This is a genomic window from Pseudoalteromonas sp. SaAl2 (assembly GCF_052947895.1).
Genome location: NZ_CM129605.1, coordinates 2,337,163 through 2,353,601, shown reverse-complemented (window position 1 = coordinate 2,353,601; position 16,439 = coordinate 2,337,163). Strand labels below are relative to the sequence as shown.

At 37.8% G+C, this 16,439-nt stretch carries 7 protein-coding genes and 2 pseudogenes; 3 read left to right on the top strand and 6 right to left on the bottom strand.

All coding sequences use genetic code 11. The annotated features are described in order from the left end of the window. Positions 1–234: 234 nt before the first annotated feature. The 6 genes and pseudogenes from ACU8V8_RS11150 to bcsR form a co-directional block, all read right to left on the bottom strand. Positions 235–3,368: pseudogene (locus tag ACU8V8_RS11150) on the bottom strand (cellulose synthase subunit BcsC-related outer membrane protein). Positions 3,369–4,057: 689 nt separating this feature from the next. Then, positions 4,058–5,188 carry a cellulose synthase complex periplasmic endoglucanase BcsZ gene (gene bcsZ / locus ACU8V8_RS11145; protein ID WP_446887525.1) on the bottom strand — a complete coding sequence of 377 codons (1,131 nt, stop codon included), beginning with the start codon at positions 5,186–5,188 and terminating at the stop codon, positions 4,058–4,060. A gap of 2 nt (positions 5,189–5,190) precedes the next feature. Beyond that, entirely contained in the window at positions 5,191–7,437 is a 2,247-nt protein-coding gene (gene bcsB, locus ACU8V8_RS11140; RefSeq protein WP_446887524.1) for a cellulose biosynthesis cyclic di-GMP-binding regulatory protein BcsB, read from the bottom strand. After that, complete coding sequence (bcsA, locus tag ACU8V8_RS11135; protein ID WP_446887523.1) at positions 7,430–10,084, bottom strand: UDP-forming cellulose synthase catalytic subunit; 2,655 nt, start codon at positions 10,082–10,084, stop codon at positions 7,430–7,432. The genes bcsB and bcsA overlap by 8 nt, the downstream gene beginning before the upstream one ends. An 8-nt stretch (positions 10,085–10,092) precedes the next feature. After that, positions 10,093–10,812 (bottom strand): cellulose biosynthesis protein BcsQ, encoded by a 720-nt coding sequence (bcsQ, locus tag ACU8V8_RS11130; RefSeq protein ID WP_446887522.1) that lies wholly within the window; start codon positions 10,810–10,812, stop codon positions 10,093–10,095. A 6-nt stretch (positions 10,813–10,818) separates the two neighbouring features. Continuing rightward, a complete protein-coding gene (gene bcsR, locus ACU8V8_RS11125; RefSeq protein ID WP_421959124.1) occupies positions 10,819–11,016 on the bottom strand; it encodes a BcsR/BcsP family cellulose biosynthesis protein in 198 nt (65 codons plus the stop codon). A 110-nt stretch (positions 11,017–11,126) separates the two neighbouring features. Here bcsR and bcsE point away from each other — a divergent pair, with 110 nt between their 5' ends. From bcsE to tyrR, 3 genes and pseudogenes are all read left to right on the top strand, one after another. Further along, a complete protein-coding gene (gene bcsE, locus ACU8V8_RS11120) occupies positions 11,127–12,578 on the top strand; it encodes a cellulose biosynthesis protein BcsE (protein ID WP_446887521.1) in 1,452 nt (483 codons plus the stop codon). Between the two features lie 341 nt (positions 12,579–12,919). After that, positions 12,920–14,511, top strand: a pseudogene (gene bcsG / locus ACU8V8_RS11115) (cellulose biosynthesis protein BcsG). Positions 14,512–14,878: 367 nt separating this feature from the next. After that, entirely contained in the window at positions 14,879–16,435 is a 1,557-nt protein-coding gene (gene tyrR / locus ACU8V8_RS11110; protein WP_087532072.1) for a transcriptional regulator TyrR, read from the top strand. Positions 16,436–16,439 lie beyond the last annotated feature (4 nt).

Here is a 16,439-nt window from a genome sequence, read left to right as displayed (position 1 = left end):
GTAATACACTAACTGAACGGGCGGCCATGAATGTTTTTTAATGCAGCTAAGGTAATGGTTTGCTTACTAAGATGTTACTTAGTGGTAAGAGTCACACCCTTATCCTAGCTACAATTGCGGCTAAGTATACATAGACCTTATGGTTAGGGGAAGTGCTTGCGACAGTTGGTATAAATAGTAGGTATTGCCAAACAATCTCATTTTGAGAATCTTATTGAGATTGTTCGGCATATTTTAATAGTCTGCGTAAGGTACTACAGGTGTTCCTGGGAATATCATTTCGCTGTACACCGGATTGAAATAATACCTAAAATATAACTGTGCGTAGTTTGGCTCGTAAAAATCAGCACGGTCTAAATTAAAGAAACCACCGAAAAACCAATGCGGAGTAAAGCGATATTCAAAGCTACCCCCAAGGTTGTAAGATACTCCTGAGCTTGAACTACCTTCAAATTTAGGGTTAACACCTGTTATAGATTCCCGTGCATCAGCTTGGTTTTGTAATAGTGAGTCATTGGGGAAAAAGAAGCTCTCATCATTGGTTGTAGTTGACCATGATAGCCCCGCCCGCAATCGATATATAAAGTCGTTATTTACCCGTTGATCAAAGGTAACAGGTAGAGAAACGCCTATATAATTTTGTGGGCTATAATAACCCCCATGGCCAAAGGTTTCTTCACTTAAATTATATTGATAAGCCCAATGTAATAAGTTAGTCCCCAGAGTTAACTCGGTATTTTTTCGCGAATGTAGCGATTATATACTCCACCCATGATGCTATAGCGTTGGTTGTCTTTAACGTTTTTACCTTGTAATAGTTGAAAATCAGTCGAGCCCCAAAAGCCCCAGTCGAGACCTAGGTCATGAGATAGGTTAAAGCGTAAACTGGTTGCTCTTACACCGCCCCATATTTGATTGGTACGTACATCTTCTAGGCCTGCATACGATAATACGGAGCTAGTTACGGGGCGTTTATTCAATGTTACGCTATAGCCGAAGTCATCAAAACTGTCATTATAGTCAACACCCCAAACAATATCTTCAACTAAAAAACCAAGTGGAGTCGTCCCTAAGTCAAACCGCCAAGTTTCATTTTCCCACGCTAAACCAATATCAAGACCTTGCTGTTTTGGTGTAATACTATTCAATGGGCAATCTAAAATACATAATAAGCCTTGGCCATAACGACTGCCTGAGAATGTTTCGTCAAAACGGGTTTCTTGACTCGATACCGACATTGGATCGAGTTTAATAATAGCCATCCCGTCCCATAACGAAAAACCAGCTTCTATAGGAAAAGAATTTGCACCTAAGGTCGCATCGCTTTGCGTACTTGTTTGACTACTTAAATTAATACCTGCGGTGATATAGGCTTGGTTTTGTTGCTGCATTCTTGCAAGTTCTCGTTTAGCATTATTGACATACCACGGGGCATTTTCATCTATGCTATAAAGTTGGTAATTTAGAGAAGGGTTGTTTTTCGACCTAATACTACTGTGCGGCTCAATCGCTTCTTTATACCAGTTTTTAGCAAAATCTGCTTGTTCATGACTTTGTGCAACTTGCGCTGCTTGATAATACATCTCTTGACTATAGTTTGATTTTACAAGCAAGTCATTTGCAAGGCGTATCACATTCGCTTCGTCTTTGAAGTCTGTGAGAGCGGTCATTAGTAATTGTTGTTGATAAGTCTGTTCTTTATCAACGTCATTTATTAACCCAGCGATGATTCGGTCAGATAAAGCATCTTCACCTAATTCACGGCTAACTCTTGCCACAGCAAGCTCTGTTTCTTGAGCTAAGGCGACACCTTGCTGATATTGCTGTTTGTATAATTCAATGGCTTCATTAGAGTAGCCCAACTGGATATTTGCGTTAATCAAAGCATCGTATACAGCAGAGTTATTGGGGTAGGACTGCGTAAGTTGGTTTAACAACCCAAGGCGATCTTCGCCTTGGTTAAATTTGTTTATATAATCAGCCTGTAAAATAACCCAATTAGTTTGCTGTTCTTCAGTTGCAGGTTGGGGCAATTGATAGTTAGCAAACCATTGCTTCGTTTCTTGTTCGTTATTACCTTCTAAAAGCCACTGCCCATAGGTCATATGCCAGTATGCATTCAAAGTAGAGTCTCGCTCTAAAGCTATTTTTAACTGTTTAATTGCGTAATTATATTCATTGATTTGCATCCACTGTGTAGCGAGCTCAGCTTGCATTAGCGGGGTTAATGGTTGCGCTCCAAGTTCAGTTAAATTATAAATTATAGTCGCTCTATTATCCGTCACATTACTGGCAAGTTTATTCATTTTTGCGTTGATATTAAGCTGCTGCATTAGCTGAACAACATTTTCATCACGCGCATTGTTGGGAACATAAGTAAGGGTTTCTAAAGCACCTTGATAGTCATTAAGAGAGCGAAGAAAAACAGCATGGCTATACCTTAACTCCGCATCAAGAGGGAATTGCCATAATGTTTTTTTATAGAGAGCTTTAGCATGATCTAATAAACCTTGCTGTTGATATAAATTGGCCAAATCATAATATAACCAACTTTGTCTTGGCGTTTGCTTAATCGCCAATAGTAATAAATTTACAGCTTCATCAAGCCGTCCCTGTTCGGCTAAATTTGTTGCTCGTAGCCGCAGTTGTTGACTCTGTAATTGAGAGTATTGCTGTGCAATCGCTATTTGTTGTGCTTGAGTTAATTGATAATAAAATTGGTTTGTGCGCTCAAAGTTATTATCAATACTTAAAACCTCTAATATCGCACTTAGTGCTGATGCGTTAGTTGGGTCGCTTTGGAGTACTTTATTATAATAATCTATTGCTTGCTTGAATTTCCCTTGCGTACGCAAAAGTTCACCGCGGTAATAGTTTACGGTTTCAGGGTTTTCAGAGAGGGTATCAGCAAGATCGATTTTTAGTTTCGCTTTTTTGAAATGCTTAGAGGCTATCGCTTTTTTGGTTTCATTAATATACTGCCAAAATTTAGCTGTATTAGCCAAACCTCGATAGACAGCAACTAAATCTATATTATCAGTACTGCGTTGCGCCTTTTTAAAATAAGTATATGCTTTTGCATTTATACCTTGCCTTAAATACAACAAGCCCAAACTATTAAGCACATCATGATCAGAGGGGCGTCCTTTATAGGCTTGTAATAACAGTCTTTCAGCTTTACTGTATTGTTGTTTTTCAAGTGCAACAGCACCTCTTTTCCATAACTTATAAGCAGGATCCGATTGCTTTATTAGCTCTTGCTTTAATGCTTTTTGAAAGTCTGTATATTGTAATTGGCCTTTACTACTATTAGGGTAACTATTTAAATACTCACGATATGCTTTATCCGTTTTTTGAGTAATAGGCATATTATTGAGCGCCGCTAACCAAGCAAATTCCGTTTCTACACTGTATTGGTTACTTTGCGCATAATGGCGATAAATTGCTAAGGCGTCTTTATCATGAGGTGTTTGCTTTAAAACATGTCGGGCATAGGCTATATCAAAACGACCTACGTTAGGGTAGCGAGCACGTAAGGATTGATAGCCTCTATACGCCTGTTGCCAATTACTTGAATCACTGGCAATCCAGTTGATATGTTCAAATTCATACTCAATGCTAGGGTAAGCACTGGAGAATAATTTACTGTAAATTTTTATCGCAGCAGGGTACTGGCCTGCACGAGCAAGCAATTTAGCCTGTTGAATTTGTTGTTTATCAGAAGTATTTACCCGTACGAGCAACTTTAATTGTTTCACACATGCTTGTTTATGATCTAAAGCATTAAATTGGTTGATAATAGCTTTTGCTTGATTCAATTTATTTTGTGTAAGTAATACTCGGGCTCGGGCACATTTAGCGAGAATGTTATTAGGTGCTATGCTCAACAGCTTATCAAGGCTATCAGTCATCAGTAATTGATTCTGCTGAATTTCACCAAGTTCAATTTGGCTAACTAACCACTCAATGGAGTCTGTATCAAGATCAGCAGATGTTTGAGATGTTACATCGGAGATATAACAGCAAGCACTTAAAATAGTCGCGCCAATTAGCCATTTTAGTGGCATTTATTGCTCCATTTAGGTTCTAGCTTGCCTAACGTGTCGATTTCATACAATTTATTAATTGTACTTAGGCTAAATAAATTTAATACGCTGTCATAATAGCGGTTTTTAGTAAATGTAGTGTCAACCATTAATTGTTGCTGTAATGCCGTCTTTGCTTGTATTTCATTATGGATTTCAAGTAGAGGAAGCATAGCTGCATCAAAGCCAAGAGGTCCATTCTTTTGTGCTTTGCCTGTTGTTGAAAAAACATTTAATGGCGTCTTTACTCTGTTAGCAACGTGATTGCTCATGGGCTTAAAATGTGTAATTAACTCATTTCTAAAAGGTGCGTCGTCGGCCATCATACTTGCCCACAAATAAACCCTAATTGCATTATAACTGCCGATATCGGTAGTCGTTTTATCATGATAAAAGCCCTTATCAGCTTGATACATTACCCAATCAGGGCTAAGACCTTTGGGGCTTGATTCTATGAGCATTTTAGCTGATGAATCATGGAGTTGTAGCCATGGGGAATTAGGATATAGTTGACTAAATTGCTTTAAAATAAACAAGGGTACATAACTTGGATTTAGCTTCCAACGTGTCTTATCAAATTCAAAGCCATGTGGTCCGGGTAATAATGATAAACCTAAGTTAGGCAGGTAAGCCGTTTCTTCACGAATGATACGTTTTGCCATAACAGCTGCAAGTACGCTGTAACGTCTATCTTGCCATAGCTGCGCTGCTTGCGATAATGCATAAGCTATCCATAAATCTGAATCAGATGCAGGGTTAGAATCCAAAATAGTTTCTTGGCCCTGTTTGTTTATGCCCCACTGCCAGGCTGGTAAGCGTGTACTTAAATCACCTTCGGCAAGATTGATTTGTGTCCAGTCCAATATTTTGTCGAATGTAGCTTGATCATTTGCAATGAGTGCAAAAAATAAGGCGTAAGATTGACCTTCTGAGGTGGTAATTGATTGGCGACTACCAATATCGATCACTCGACCCTCTGGGCTGATAAAATTCGTTTTAAATGTGTCCCATTGTGGCCAAGGTGTGCACATAGTTTGTGAGAAACTAGGTGTTGAAAATACAAATATAGTGAGCACCAAACACGCTTTAAAATAAATATTCATAATTACTCATCTCCTTCAGATAAACGCTTTTGAGTTAACACACCTAGTAACCGCCATAATAAAAAGGAAATAAGCAATAAGACTAAAATCGAAAGTAGCGCTAATATAAATGGATGATCAGAAAAGTGAAACCATATTAATGTGTGAATAGGTACGTAGCCGACAAAATATTGATCATCAGTATTAATTGTCTTTATGCCAGCATTATTAATTATTGCAGCGCTGCCTTTGATTAAAGCTGTTGATTCATCCTTTATCAGCGCATCACTTAGTAATGTAAATGCATTATCGGTCGTTGCTGTCATTGATACTACAGAACGCTCAGAGTTAAATGGTGACTGGAAACCAGCAATAATCCCTAGTTTGCCTTGGCTTTCAATACTCACTTTTACTTTTTGGGCATTGTTATTATCGTAAGCACCATTATAAATTGCTTGTTCAACGATCCGTTGATTAGTTTCTAACAAAACACTGATTGCAGTATCTTGAGGTAACTCTGTCGTAAATGCATTAGGTTTTGCAATGACGATCAAATCTTTATCATCAAGAACAAGAGTGGGATCTGGGAACTCAATATCAAGTCTGTGAGTTGGATACCCAGTAATCTCTCCTAAGTGCCCCGTAAAATTTAACAGTAATTGTATCGCTTGTGCAGAGCTTTCTTTTTGCATAATAAGTGTAGTCTGATCTAAATCAGCAAATTTCGTAAACGGGAATCCACTGTTTGCAAATACATTTAAATCAGGTAATGCGATGTAATGTTCAAAACCACTTACATCAATGGTAGAGCTGCCGTCTATCACTCCATATTCACCACCGGCTGGTACCGCACTGCATTCACCCACTTTAACTACGCCAAATTTAAAGTCATAGGTAAGTTTGTTCTTTTTACTTAAATCCAATCCTGTTATATCAAAGTCTTGCTCGTTGTGCGCTGTACCTTGCTGTGAAACTAAAGGGGCAAAACTTTCGTTTTCAACTGTTTTTTCATCATGACTCTTAAGTTCAAAACCATTGATAAACTTACCATTAATGAGCATATTCAAGCGAGAAAGTAGAGCATCTTCGGCTGGTGCATTACGATAATGTAAGTCGATAGGTATACCTTCTTTACGCCAAGTAAATAAGTCAGGGGCAAAACGAAGGTTAAGATTAACTGGTTGTCCTTTTAATCCTTGTGTTTGTAATTGGGTTGGATACTCAATAAACTCATCAAATGTAACGGCTCTATCAGATCTTACCCAACGAGGCGCATCATAGGCATCTCTTAAGGGTAAATGGTTAATTTTATTAATACTTGCAGTTCGCCCTGTCATCACTTTGTGGCCAAATGCTAGACCTACGACGGCATCTTTTAGCTGCTTCGTATCCTTACCTAGTATCAATAGTACTTTTGCATAACGTTGAGTTGGACTTGAAATGATTTCAACGGTTGGTTTTGATACATCTGGATAATCGAGCAAAAAGTCAGGTTTATTGGTATTGGTCGCCAATACTACACTATGTGTAGTAGGTGTTTGATTAAACTGCACTGGGAACGTTGCTTTACGCCAATCGGCTTGCGCCCCAAACCAGCTTGATAGAGTCGCAGCGGCTTCAAGTGTATTTTCATCAGGGTTGTTCGCAAAGATAAAAGGCAAACTTAGTTGTGTATAATCTCGCTCATCAAAAAATGGTGCAGGAAAATACTCAAGCAAGCTTTCCAAGGCTAATGATTGCTGCTCTAGAGTAATAGAGCTATTTTGGCTTAACTCAGTCCAAATTGTTTTACTAAAATCATCTTGACAGATTAAGTCATAATAACCGACGAGTTCAAAACGTATTTGGTTAAAGTCTTTAATTAACTTTGGATTGAGATCAAGGCTATGGCTTTTTAACTGACTAATTTGTGTCTCTTGATCTTTGATTGGCATAACAGTAATCAAGTTATCATTAAAATAGACTTTTAAGTGTGATACGCGGCTGATTAGCGCTGGCGAGTGACTATAGGAAAAGTTTAACTTAAGTTGTTTACCTATTTTATCTAGCCTATTGGTAAAATCGACATAGGTTGTGGTGTCAACTCCGTCTAACTTGAACTTATTAACCCCCAGACGTTTAAAGCTGAGTGTTAGACTTTCTGTAGGTGCTTGCTCAGGGTAGCCATCGTCAAATATAGACTTATCTATAAGAGGGGTTGCTGCTTTTGTAAATTGACTATTGGCCAAAGCGAGCATTATTAGGGCAGAGGTAGCTAATTGTTTAATCATATAATTTAGAATACTTTTTTGGTTTTTTTGGTAATAGCGAAATAATGACTTCAATTACGTTAGTCATAAAAATAATGAATGGCCTAAATGGTTTAGGCGCATGGAAAATCAAGTTACTATAGCCACGAAGACTCGTATAAAATACCCTCTTGAAACTGTACGATGGTTTATCATGTTTAAAATTATCTTGCCAATCGAGCCAAGCATCTGCGCGAGAAAATGTGCATTGAATGAATGCTTTTTGTTTGTCTAAGCTAAGGTCCCTTAACGTTAAGCCAATTTGCCTTTTTCTTGTATTACAAATAAAGGTCGGAAAGGAAAACTGTTTTTTCCCTCGGCTCATGAGTAGTTCAACTTTATCATTTTCTCGACAAGAATGTTCATGTACGGTTTCAATACCAACACCACTGTCAGAATAATCTGTAATTTTTACTTTTATTGTGCGTCCGTTTGCAAGTCTAATGGCTGCAGGAAAGTTAGCTTTTATTCTATGAGAACTTCTCACCTGCTTAGCTTCAGCTGCTACGGCAACAGCGGCACCTAAAATCATCATATTATAGCTAACCCACAACATGCTGATTAATAGCACACCAATTTGGGACACATCACCAAAGATTAACCTAAAGATGGCATAACACATACCAAGAACGTTTAATAGTAACAGTACTATGTATGGCTTCGAGATAAGCCAGTCATATCGAGCAACATCATTTAAACCGCCTTTTTCTGTTACGTTAAATTTCCCTTTGTTCGGATTGAATAGGGCAACAGTGGTGGGTTTTAAAATATACCAAGCAAGCACAGATTCATAGACCTCCCCCCAAAATGAGTAACGGTACTTACCTTGAATACGTGAATTTGTAATTTTCACTTGCATCAAGGTTGGCACTATATATAAAAATATAGCGATGAAAGGGGCGTAGATTATGTAAGCATCTAGGTAAATTAATGCCAGCGGGGCAGTTAAAAATACAATTCGAGGAATACCAGATAAAAAGTGCAGCATGGCATTTATATAACATAAACGTTGTACCAAACTGAGTCCCTTTCCTAGCAATGGGTTGTCGAGTCTGAATATTTGCGCCATGCCTCGAGCCCAACGAATACGCTGGCCAACATGGGCCGATAGACTATCTGTAGCAAGACCTGCAGCTTGAGGAATGTTGATATATGCTGTTTTATAACCCGCGCGTTGCATTCGCAGTGCTGTGTGCGCATCTTCTGTGACTGTTTCGACTGCAAAACCGCCAATATCATCCAACGCTTTTCGCTTTAAAACAGCACAAGAGCCGCAAAAGAAGGTAGCGTCCCACATATCATTACCGTCTTGAATAAGGCCGTAAAACAACATGTTTTCATTGGGTATTTGGCGATGATTATCAAGGTTACGTTCAAATGGATCTGCTGAGAAAAAGTGATGTGGAGTTTGCACTAAGCATACTTTTTCGTCTTTAATAAATTGTCCCATAGTCATTTGTAAAAATGAACGGGCAGGTATATGGTCGCAATCAAAAATAGCAATGTACTCGCCATCGGTATATTTCATCGCGTGATTCATATTACCTGCTTTGGCATGGCTATTATCTGGTCTATCAAGGTAACCCACGCCAATTTCTTTTGCCATTTCTGCAAACTCAGGTCGCTTACCATCATCTAAAATGTAGATGTTTAGTTTATCTGCTGGCCAGTCGATACTTTGTGCTGCAATTGCAGTAGGTTTAACAACATTTAGTGGCTCGTTATAGGTAGGAATATATATATCGACAGTTGGCCATTTTGATGTGTCACCATCCATTGGGATCGGCTTTCTATGTAATGGATTAATTGTTTGAAAAAAGCCTAAAATCAGTACTAGCCATGCATAGGTTTCAGCGAGTAATAGACCGATACCTAAAGTTAATGCCAGTGGATCACCCCAATTTAAGGTGTCTGTGTAACGCCACCATAAATAACGTGTTGAAGTCGTCACAGCAAGAGTTATCATGGTAATTGTGGCCATTTGACCATCAACGCGTCTCAAGGAGTAGGCAACAATGAGAATCAAACTAATAAATATTGCTTGTGCTTCAAGGCTGAATGGGACTGTAACAAAAAGTAGTACAGTAAACGCGAGCATAAAATATAATACAAATTTTAATATACGGTTTTGCCATAAGTTGAAATTATTAACACGTTGTAATGGTTTTACATTTGTTCTGCTCTGTAGTTGTAACCATAATTTTTTGCATCGTCGCGTTAGTTTACTATCTATGTAACGAATAATTCTAAAGACTCTATTTATTAATCGTGTTGTTGTTTTTGTGTCTTTATTTCGCGCGGGTACAGTTTTTGTTGTAACGTTAAAAAGAATCAAATAAATACTTTGTAATAATATCCGTATAAAGTTTGCTAATGTGCCAAATGGCAATGTGATATGCGGGTAGAGCAGTGATAACTTGGTTTCTAAATGTCTCTTTTTCTTATTATTAAGCTTGACGAATATAGCTGCAAACAGCAAAAAGAACGGCATTATAAATGCTGTTAAGGCGCTCATCTTATGTTGATTAAAATAACAATGAAACTTATAGAATATGAAGCGAACGAGCTTTTCAGTAAATAAAATACTGAGTATGAGAGCAAAGAAACTGCTGAAGAACGCCTGAGGCATAATGATGTTTAGTCATTCTTACTCGCCTTGCTAACTAACCACCCTGCAAGTGTTTCAAAATCATCATACGCAACACTATAAGGTGCGCAATTTACAGCGACATTTTTAAACGCAGTAGATTCTTTTATCACTTCATCTTTATTCATATGGATAGGGGCTAACAGTGGGGTTTCAGATTGCCATACCTGTAACAGGTCAGACTCAAGTTCACTGGCTGAGTTATATTTATTTACTAAAAAATAATGTTGCCAATCTTTTGTCGCTTGTTTTAATGAAACTAACCGCTTATAGACTAAACTGTGGCAAATCGCATCACAATTAATGACCTCTAAAACGATATCTTGTTCAGTGAAAGAAAAATCATTGAGATCGATATAATTAGGACAATCAAAAATAACCCACGCACTTTGACTTGTTTTTAAATTACTTACACCCGCTATGGTTTCTTGCAAGCGCTTAATTCCCGACGAATTACTGCCAAAAGGAAGAAATATTACGCCATCATTATCAGTAAAAAACTCTTCTATTGCACTTTCGAAGTTTGGGTAATTACTCCACCCTGAATTATGCTGCCAAGGAAGACCAAGGTGAAGTCCGACATCACTTTTAGGATCAAGATCAATGAGTAAAATATCTTCATTGGATTTTCGCAATGCACATGCAAGATTAGCCGCAACAGATGTTGAACCAGTACCCCCTTTAATACCTTTAAGAAAAACTCTCTTCATTGCTTTCTACTTATTTTTGAAAGTACTTATCGATTTTGCATGCGATATTTCTTTTAATAGCGGGTATTTTGCAAATATTTGTTGATTTTTTTGCACATCAACAATTTCAATATAACTCTGATCTTTACCACCGAAACGGCTTAACAAACATTCAATATCATATTGAGTTAAAATATTTGACTGATCTTTGTAAATATTATGCATGTACTTACTCATGTTAAATAATAAGTTTTGAAATTGTGGACTTAATTTACATTATATATAGAATAAGAAACAAAACTAGTGAAAAAGTACTTTTTTTATAGGATGTTCATGTGCCTAGCTTGAATATAGAGGGGTTACCCACTGCACTTGCAGAACTGAAAAGTGATGCCATATATATACTACTCTCTCCGTTGGATAACCAAGGAGTCGAGTTTGCTTTACAGGCAATTTCTGAAGAATCAGGGCAAGATGTGTTTATTTTATCCTCGCAAATAGAGATTTTCTTCGAGACTCCATACTCTGACGGTGTAAGCGATTTATTTAACAAAGGCAAAGTACATCCATTTACGTTTAACAGCGGTACTGCCTTGAAAAAGAAATTAAATTTCATCCGTAGCTTACTGGCAGAATTAAAAATTTATGATGAACTATTTGGCTCTACAGTTATTTTGCATATCAATACAGATTTGATAACACACTACAAGCATAGTGAATTGATTGAACAGTTTAAATTGTTCGAAAGTTTTACAAAAAAATATCAACTGACTCTTATATTTATAACTACCGGCCTTGAAATTGCGCGCGCACGAATGCTGATTCGCGGCGCAAATAAATCCTTTGATGGCATAGTGTATGTAAATGAGTCAACGGTTAAAGCCTTAGAGTATGATTATTGGAGCCACTCACAGGGAATAATCGCAGGAGAAACCGTGCTACTAGAATCGAGCACTAATAAATTTAAAGTGATCGAGGGAAGCAATACTGAAACTAAAACGTTAAAACGTAATCACGATTTTGACGAAAATGATGTATGGCTAGTAAAAAGCGCAGTGCCAGAAGGGACTAAACTACCCGAATCTTATAAACTGCTTGAAGATAACAAAGCTCTTTACCAGCATGCGAGTGAAATGAAAGCAGCCACTTTAGTGTTTGCAGTAACACGTTATACAGATTTAGCTGATTTAGCAAAACAATGCTTTTCTTTACGAAAGTTATGTGGCAAAAAACTGAAACTCGTTATTCAAAATGTAGATGGTATTATACGCCATCAAGATGAATGTTTATTTTTAACGCTTGGGGTAAACCTTATTTTATATAGTTTCTCTGAGCCATCGCGATTATTATCTCAGATTCAATCTATTCAGGGATTTGAATTTTCAAGGCCGTTACCCAGCTCGATTGATGAGGTATTACAGCACTCACAAAGCCCGCTGAGAAAAGGTTTTTTACCTTTATCTGAGTTTGTGGATCAGGTTATAGACTATAGCGATTCAGCGGCTAATTTGGGCGTTAGTGGCGTAATGGTTACATTGAGGTTATTACCAAGAATAGATGCAATTCATCCGCTACAGCTATTTCATGTTAAGCGTGAAGGAGACGTTTTTAGCACCGTTGATGAGTATGTGTATCTATATCTTCATGCATGTCGAGAGCATGACGTAGATAATGCCATTAGACATTTATTTAAACTTGAAATTGCTGATTTTTTTGATTCAAAGACAGTCATTGCCGATCACTTTTTTATTCAACAAGAATGTAGACGATTGAAAAAAAGATTATAAAGATAGAGAGGTTCCAGATTATACAGATAAATTGAAAGGGAATTCTAGTTATACATATAGTCAAGAGTCTATAGACTTATCTTCACTAGCTATTGAATCACCAGAGTTTGATCGCGTTAAAAGACCGGATGCTCAACGTTTTCCAATGACATTGAATGAATCAAAATTATGAGTTTAGATCAATTTTTTATCACATTTTCAATTGCGTTAATTATCGGTGTTATTCTGAGTAACGTGAGTAAAACAGTTTTTACAAAATTACTAAAATATTACCGTAAACTAACATTTCGCCATGTATTGTTGACGCCTTATACACCCGCTAAAAGAAAGAAGGATGAAGAGTGAAAATATCAGGTTTAGGGGTTTGGAATCTATACTTTTTAATTAAATTTGCATTATTTGCTTATGGTGAGATTTCATTTCACTTTTTAGAAAATTTAGCGTTTTTTGCTTTCCTCACGCTATCGTTTAGTGAAGCTTGGCAACAAAGGTTGAAAAACGTATTTGCAGCTATTTTTGCTAGTGCTTTGTTATATTATGATTCATGGCTGCCTCCAATATCCCGTTTAACAAAACAGGTTGGTAATGTACAAGACTTTAGCCTGGACTACTTTTTTGAAATTAGCGCTCGCGTAGTGAGTATCGATTTACTATTAAGTATTTTTATTGTTTGTGTATTGTATCGTTTTTCGCATAAATGGCTTCGCTATACTAGTATCTCATTATTAGGCTTTGCTTATGCGTATTGGTTATCTACTGCACCGGTAATTAATTCTTCTCAAACAGCACAATTAACCGAACAAAGAAATCAGCCAATTACATCAACTCAACCCACTGTAAATGTTGGGGCAGGTAAACGAGAGCAAACCCCAGATGAACAGTTAAAAAATTTTTATCAGCAACAAAGTTTATTAAAAAGCGTTTTTCCTGATCGGGCCACTGGTGAGCCTTTTGATGTTTTAATTTTGAATATCTGCTCACTTGCTACCGCTGATCTTGAGGCTATTGGTGTTGATGAAACTCAGCTATTTAGTAATTTTGATATTTTATTTAGCGATTTCAATTCTGCGACCTCATACAGTGGCCCCGCGGCTATTAGGCTTTTAAGAGCAAGTTGTGGCCAAACAAGTCAAACAGCTTTATTTAAATCTGTGCCAGAGCAATGCTACTTATTTAATAACCTGCAAGAGCTTGGTTATGATACTTCTGTGGCGATGAATCATGATGGACACTTTGATGACTTTAAAGGGTTAATAAATAAATATGGAGGGATGAATACGACCGAGTTGGATTTTTCAGGTTACTCTCCTGCCCAATATGGCTTTGATGGTAAGCCGATTTATTCAGATAAAGACGTACTCACAAATTGGTTAGATGCTCAAAATAAAAATAGTGGCCCACGTTCTCTTTATTACAATACTATAAGTCTTCATGATGGCAATCAGATCGCAGGTTATGATCGAATGAGTAGCACCAAAAGTTACCCCATTAGGCAGCAGCAGCTTTTTTCAGATATAAACCAGTTTATAGAAAAATTAGAGCAACAACAGCGTAATACCCTACTCGTGATAGTGCCAGAGCACGGTGCTGCACTTGAAGGAGATAAAGTTCAGTTTTCAGGCCTAAGAGAAATACCAAGCCCTAAAATTGTATCAGTACCTAGCGCCATTAAGTTTATTGGTCCGAATGTAAGGCACTCAGGATTAATTGAAGTAAAAGACTCGACTAGTTATTTTGGGTTGTCAGAGATAATAAGCCGAGCATTACGTAATGATATTTTTCAGGTGAAAGCTCGATACAATCATTGTTAGATAACTTACCTCGTGCCCCTAAAGTGGCTGAAAATGAAGATACCATAATGATGTATATTGGTAATAAGCCCTATATTCAACTTGATGGTGGTGAGTGGACAGCTTACCCGCAAAGCAATTAAGTAAATAGGCATAAAAAAGCCGGGAAGTGTGCTCCCGGCTTAATAGGTTTAGCTTTATGTAGCTATGTACTGATTGAATTAGTTGCTATCAACAAAGGTTAAATCATTAATATGTGAAGGGTCTTCCATTACAAAAGTTACTTTAGTTGTATTTAGGTCTAGGAGTTAATTTTGTTGCATTTTCACCCGCGTTATTTAACGTTTATGGTTAGTGCGATAATCACTAAGCTACAGGAAGTTTAAAAGAAAGGGAGCTAACTTAAAAATTAAAGTGTAATTGTCCAAAAATCTTTACAATCTACTATCCACAACCTTTTAGTTCGCGTATTATTCGCCCCATATTGATTTTCTCTTTTTTGAGGGTGAAATGCGTTTAGATATACACTGTGCAGACCGCATCGGTATTGCTCAAGAAATACTTAATATTTTAGTTAATTACCAAGTTGATTTAAAAGGGATTGAAGTCGACTCAGTTAACTGTCGTATGTATGTAAGTTTTCCGCCTATTGAATTTGAACAATTTCAAAAAATAATGCCATCCATTCGCTTGATTGATGGCGTGATGGATGTTCGTACCACGGCTTTCTTACCTTCTGAACGTGAGCATAATGAGCTTAATACACTATTAAGAGCATTACCTGATGGCATCATTTCTATAGATGCCAAAGGGTGGGTTCGGCTTTGTAACGATGCAGCATGTAAAGACCTTCAACTCACTGAGCAGGAAGTTATTGGCTCAAATATTAATAATTTACTGAAAGGCTTTAACTTTACGCGCTGGCTAGAAAGTAAAGAAGTGCTCGGTCAAACAACTCGAGTTGAAGTGGCTGGCGAGGATTATATTGCGGATATTTTGCCAATTGCTGTTCCACAAGGAGCCGAAGGCGATGTACTCGCAGGTGCGGTTATAAATATTAAGTCACAAAGCCGGTTAGGTCAGCAGGTAAGTGCGTTTAGACGATATGGTCAAGAAAGTTTTGCAACTATTCATAATTTTAGTACTGCTATGCGTCGAGTGGTTCGTGAAGCGCGTAAAATGGCACAACTTGAAGCGCCTATTTTGATCACCGGTGAAACTGGCACAGGCAAAGAATTATTAGCACGTGCCTGTCATTACGCCTCTAACCGCTCAGTAAAACCATTTATTGCCTTGTCTTGTGCTTCGCTGCCAGATGATGTTGCTGAGTCCGAATTATTTGGTTACGCCGGTTACGAAGAAAATGCAGCGCCGAAACGTGGCGTGCTCGAACAAGCCGATGGTGGCACTGTATTTTTAGATGAAGTTGGAGAAATGTCGACTCAGCTACAAACTAAATTACTTCGTTTTTTACAAGATGGTACCTTTAGAAAGGTTGGCGACGAGAATGAAGTTAAAGTAAACGTGCGTATTATTGCCGCGACACAAAAAGATTTACCTGCAATGGTGCAAGAAGGGGCGTTCAGAGAAGATCTATATTACCGCATCAATGTATTAACGCTCGAGATAGCTCCTCTACGCGACCGAAAAGCAGATGTAGGGCCACTAGCTGAGCACTTTATTCAAAAATATGCGCAGCAAAATGGCCACGCTATACCTGAGTTATCGGCTGAGTGTTTAGCATTTTTACAAGATTATCCTTGGCCTGGTAATGTTCGTCAGTTAGAAAACGCAATCTACAGAGCGGTCTCATTGCTTGATGATAATGAGTTAAGAGTAGAGCACTTACAGCTGCCTACATTCACACATGATTTAGGTTATTTAGAGTCAGATTTTGAAGGTTCATTGGATCAAGCAGTTAAACGTTTTGAGGCGACCTTGTTACGTAAACTGTATCCGGCGTATCCAAGCTCACGGCAGTTAGCAAAGCGCTTAGGCTTAAGCCACACTGCGGTGGCTAATAAGCTTCGTGATTATGGTATTAATCGCAAAACAGTTAAGGTTTAAGTTT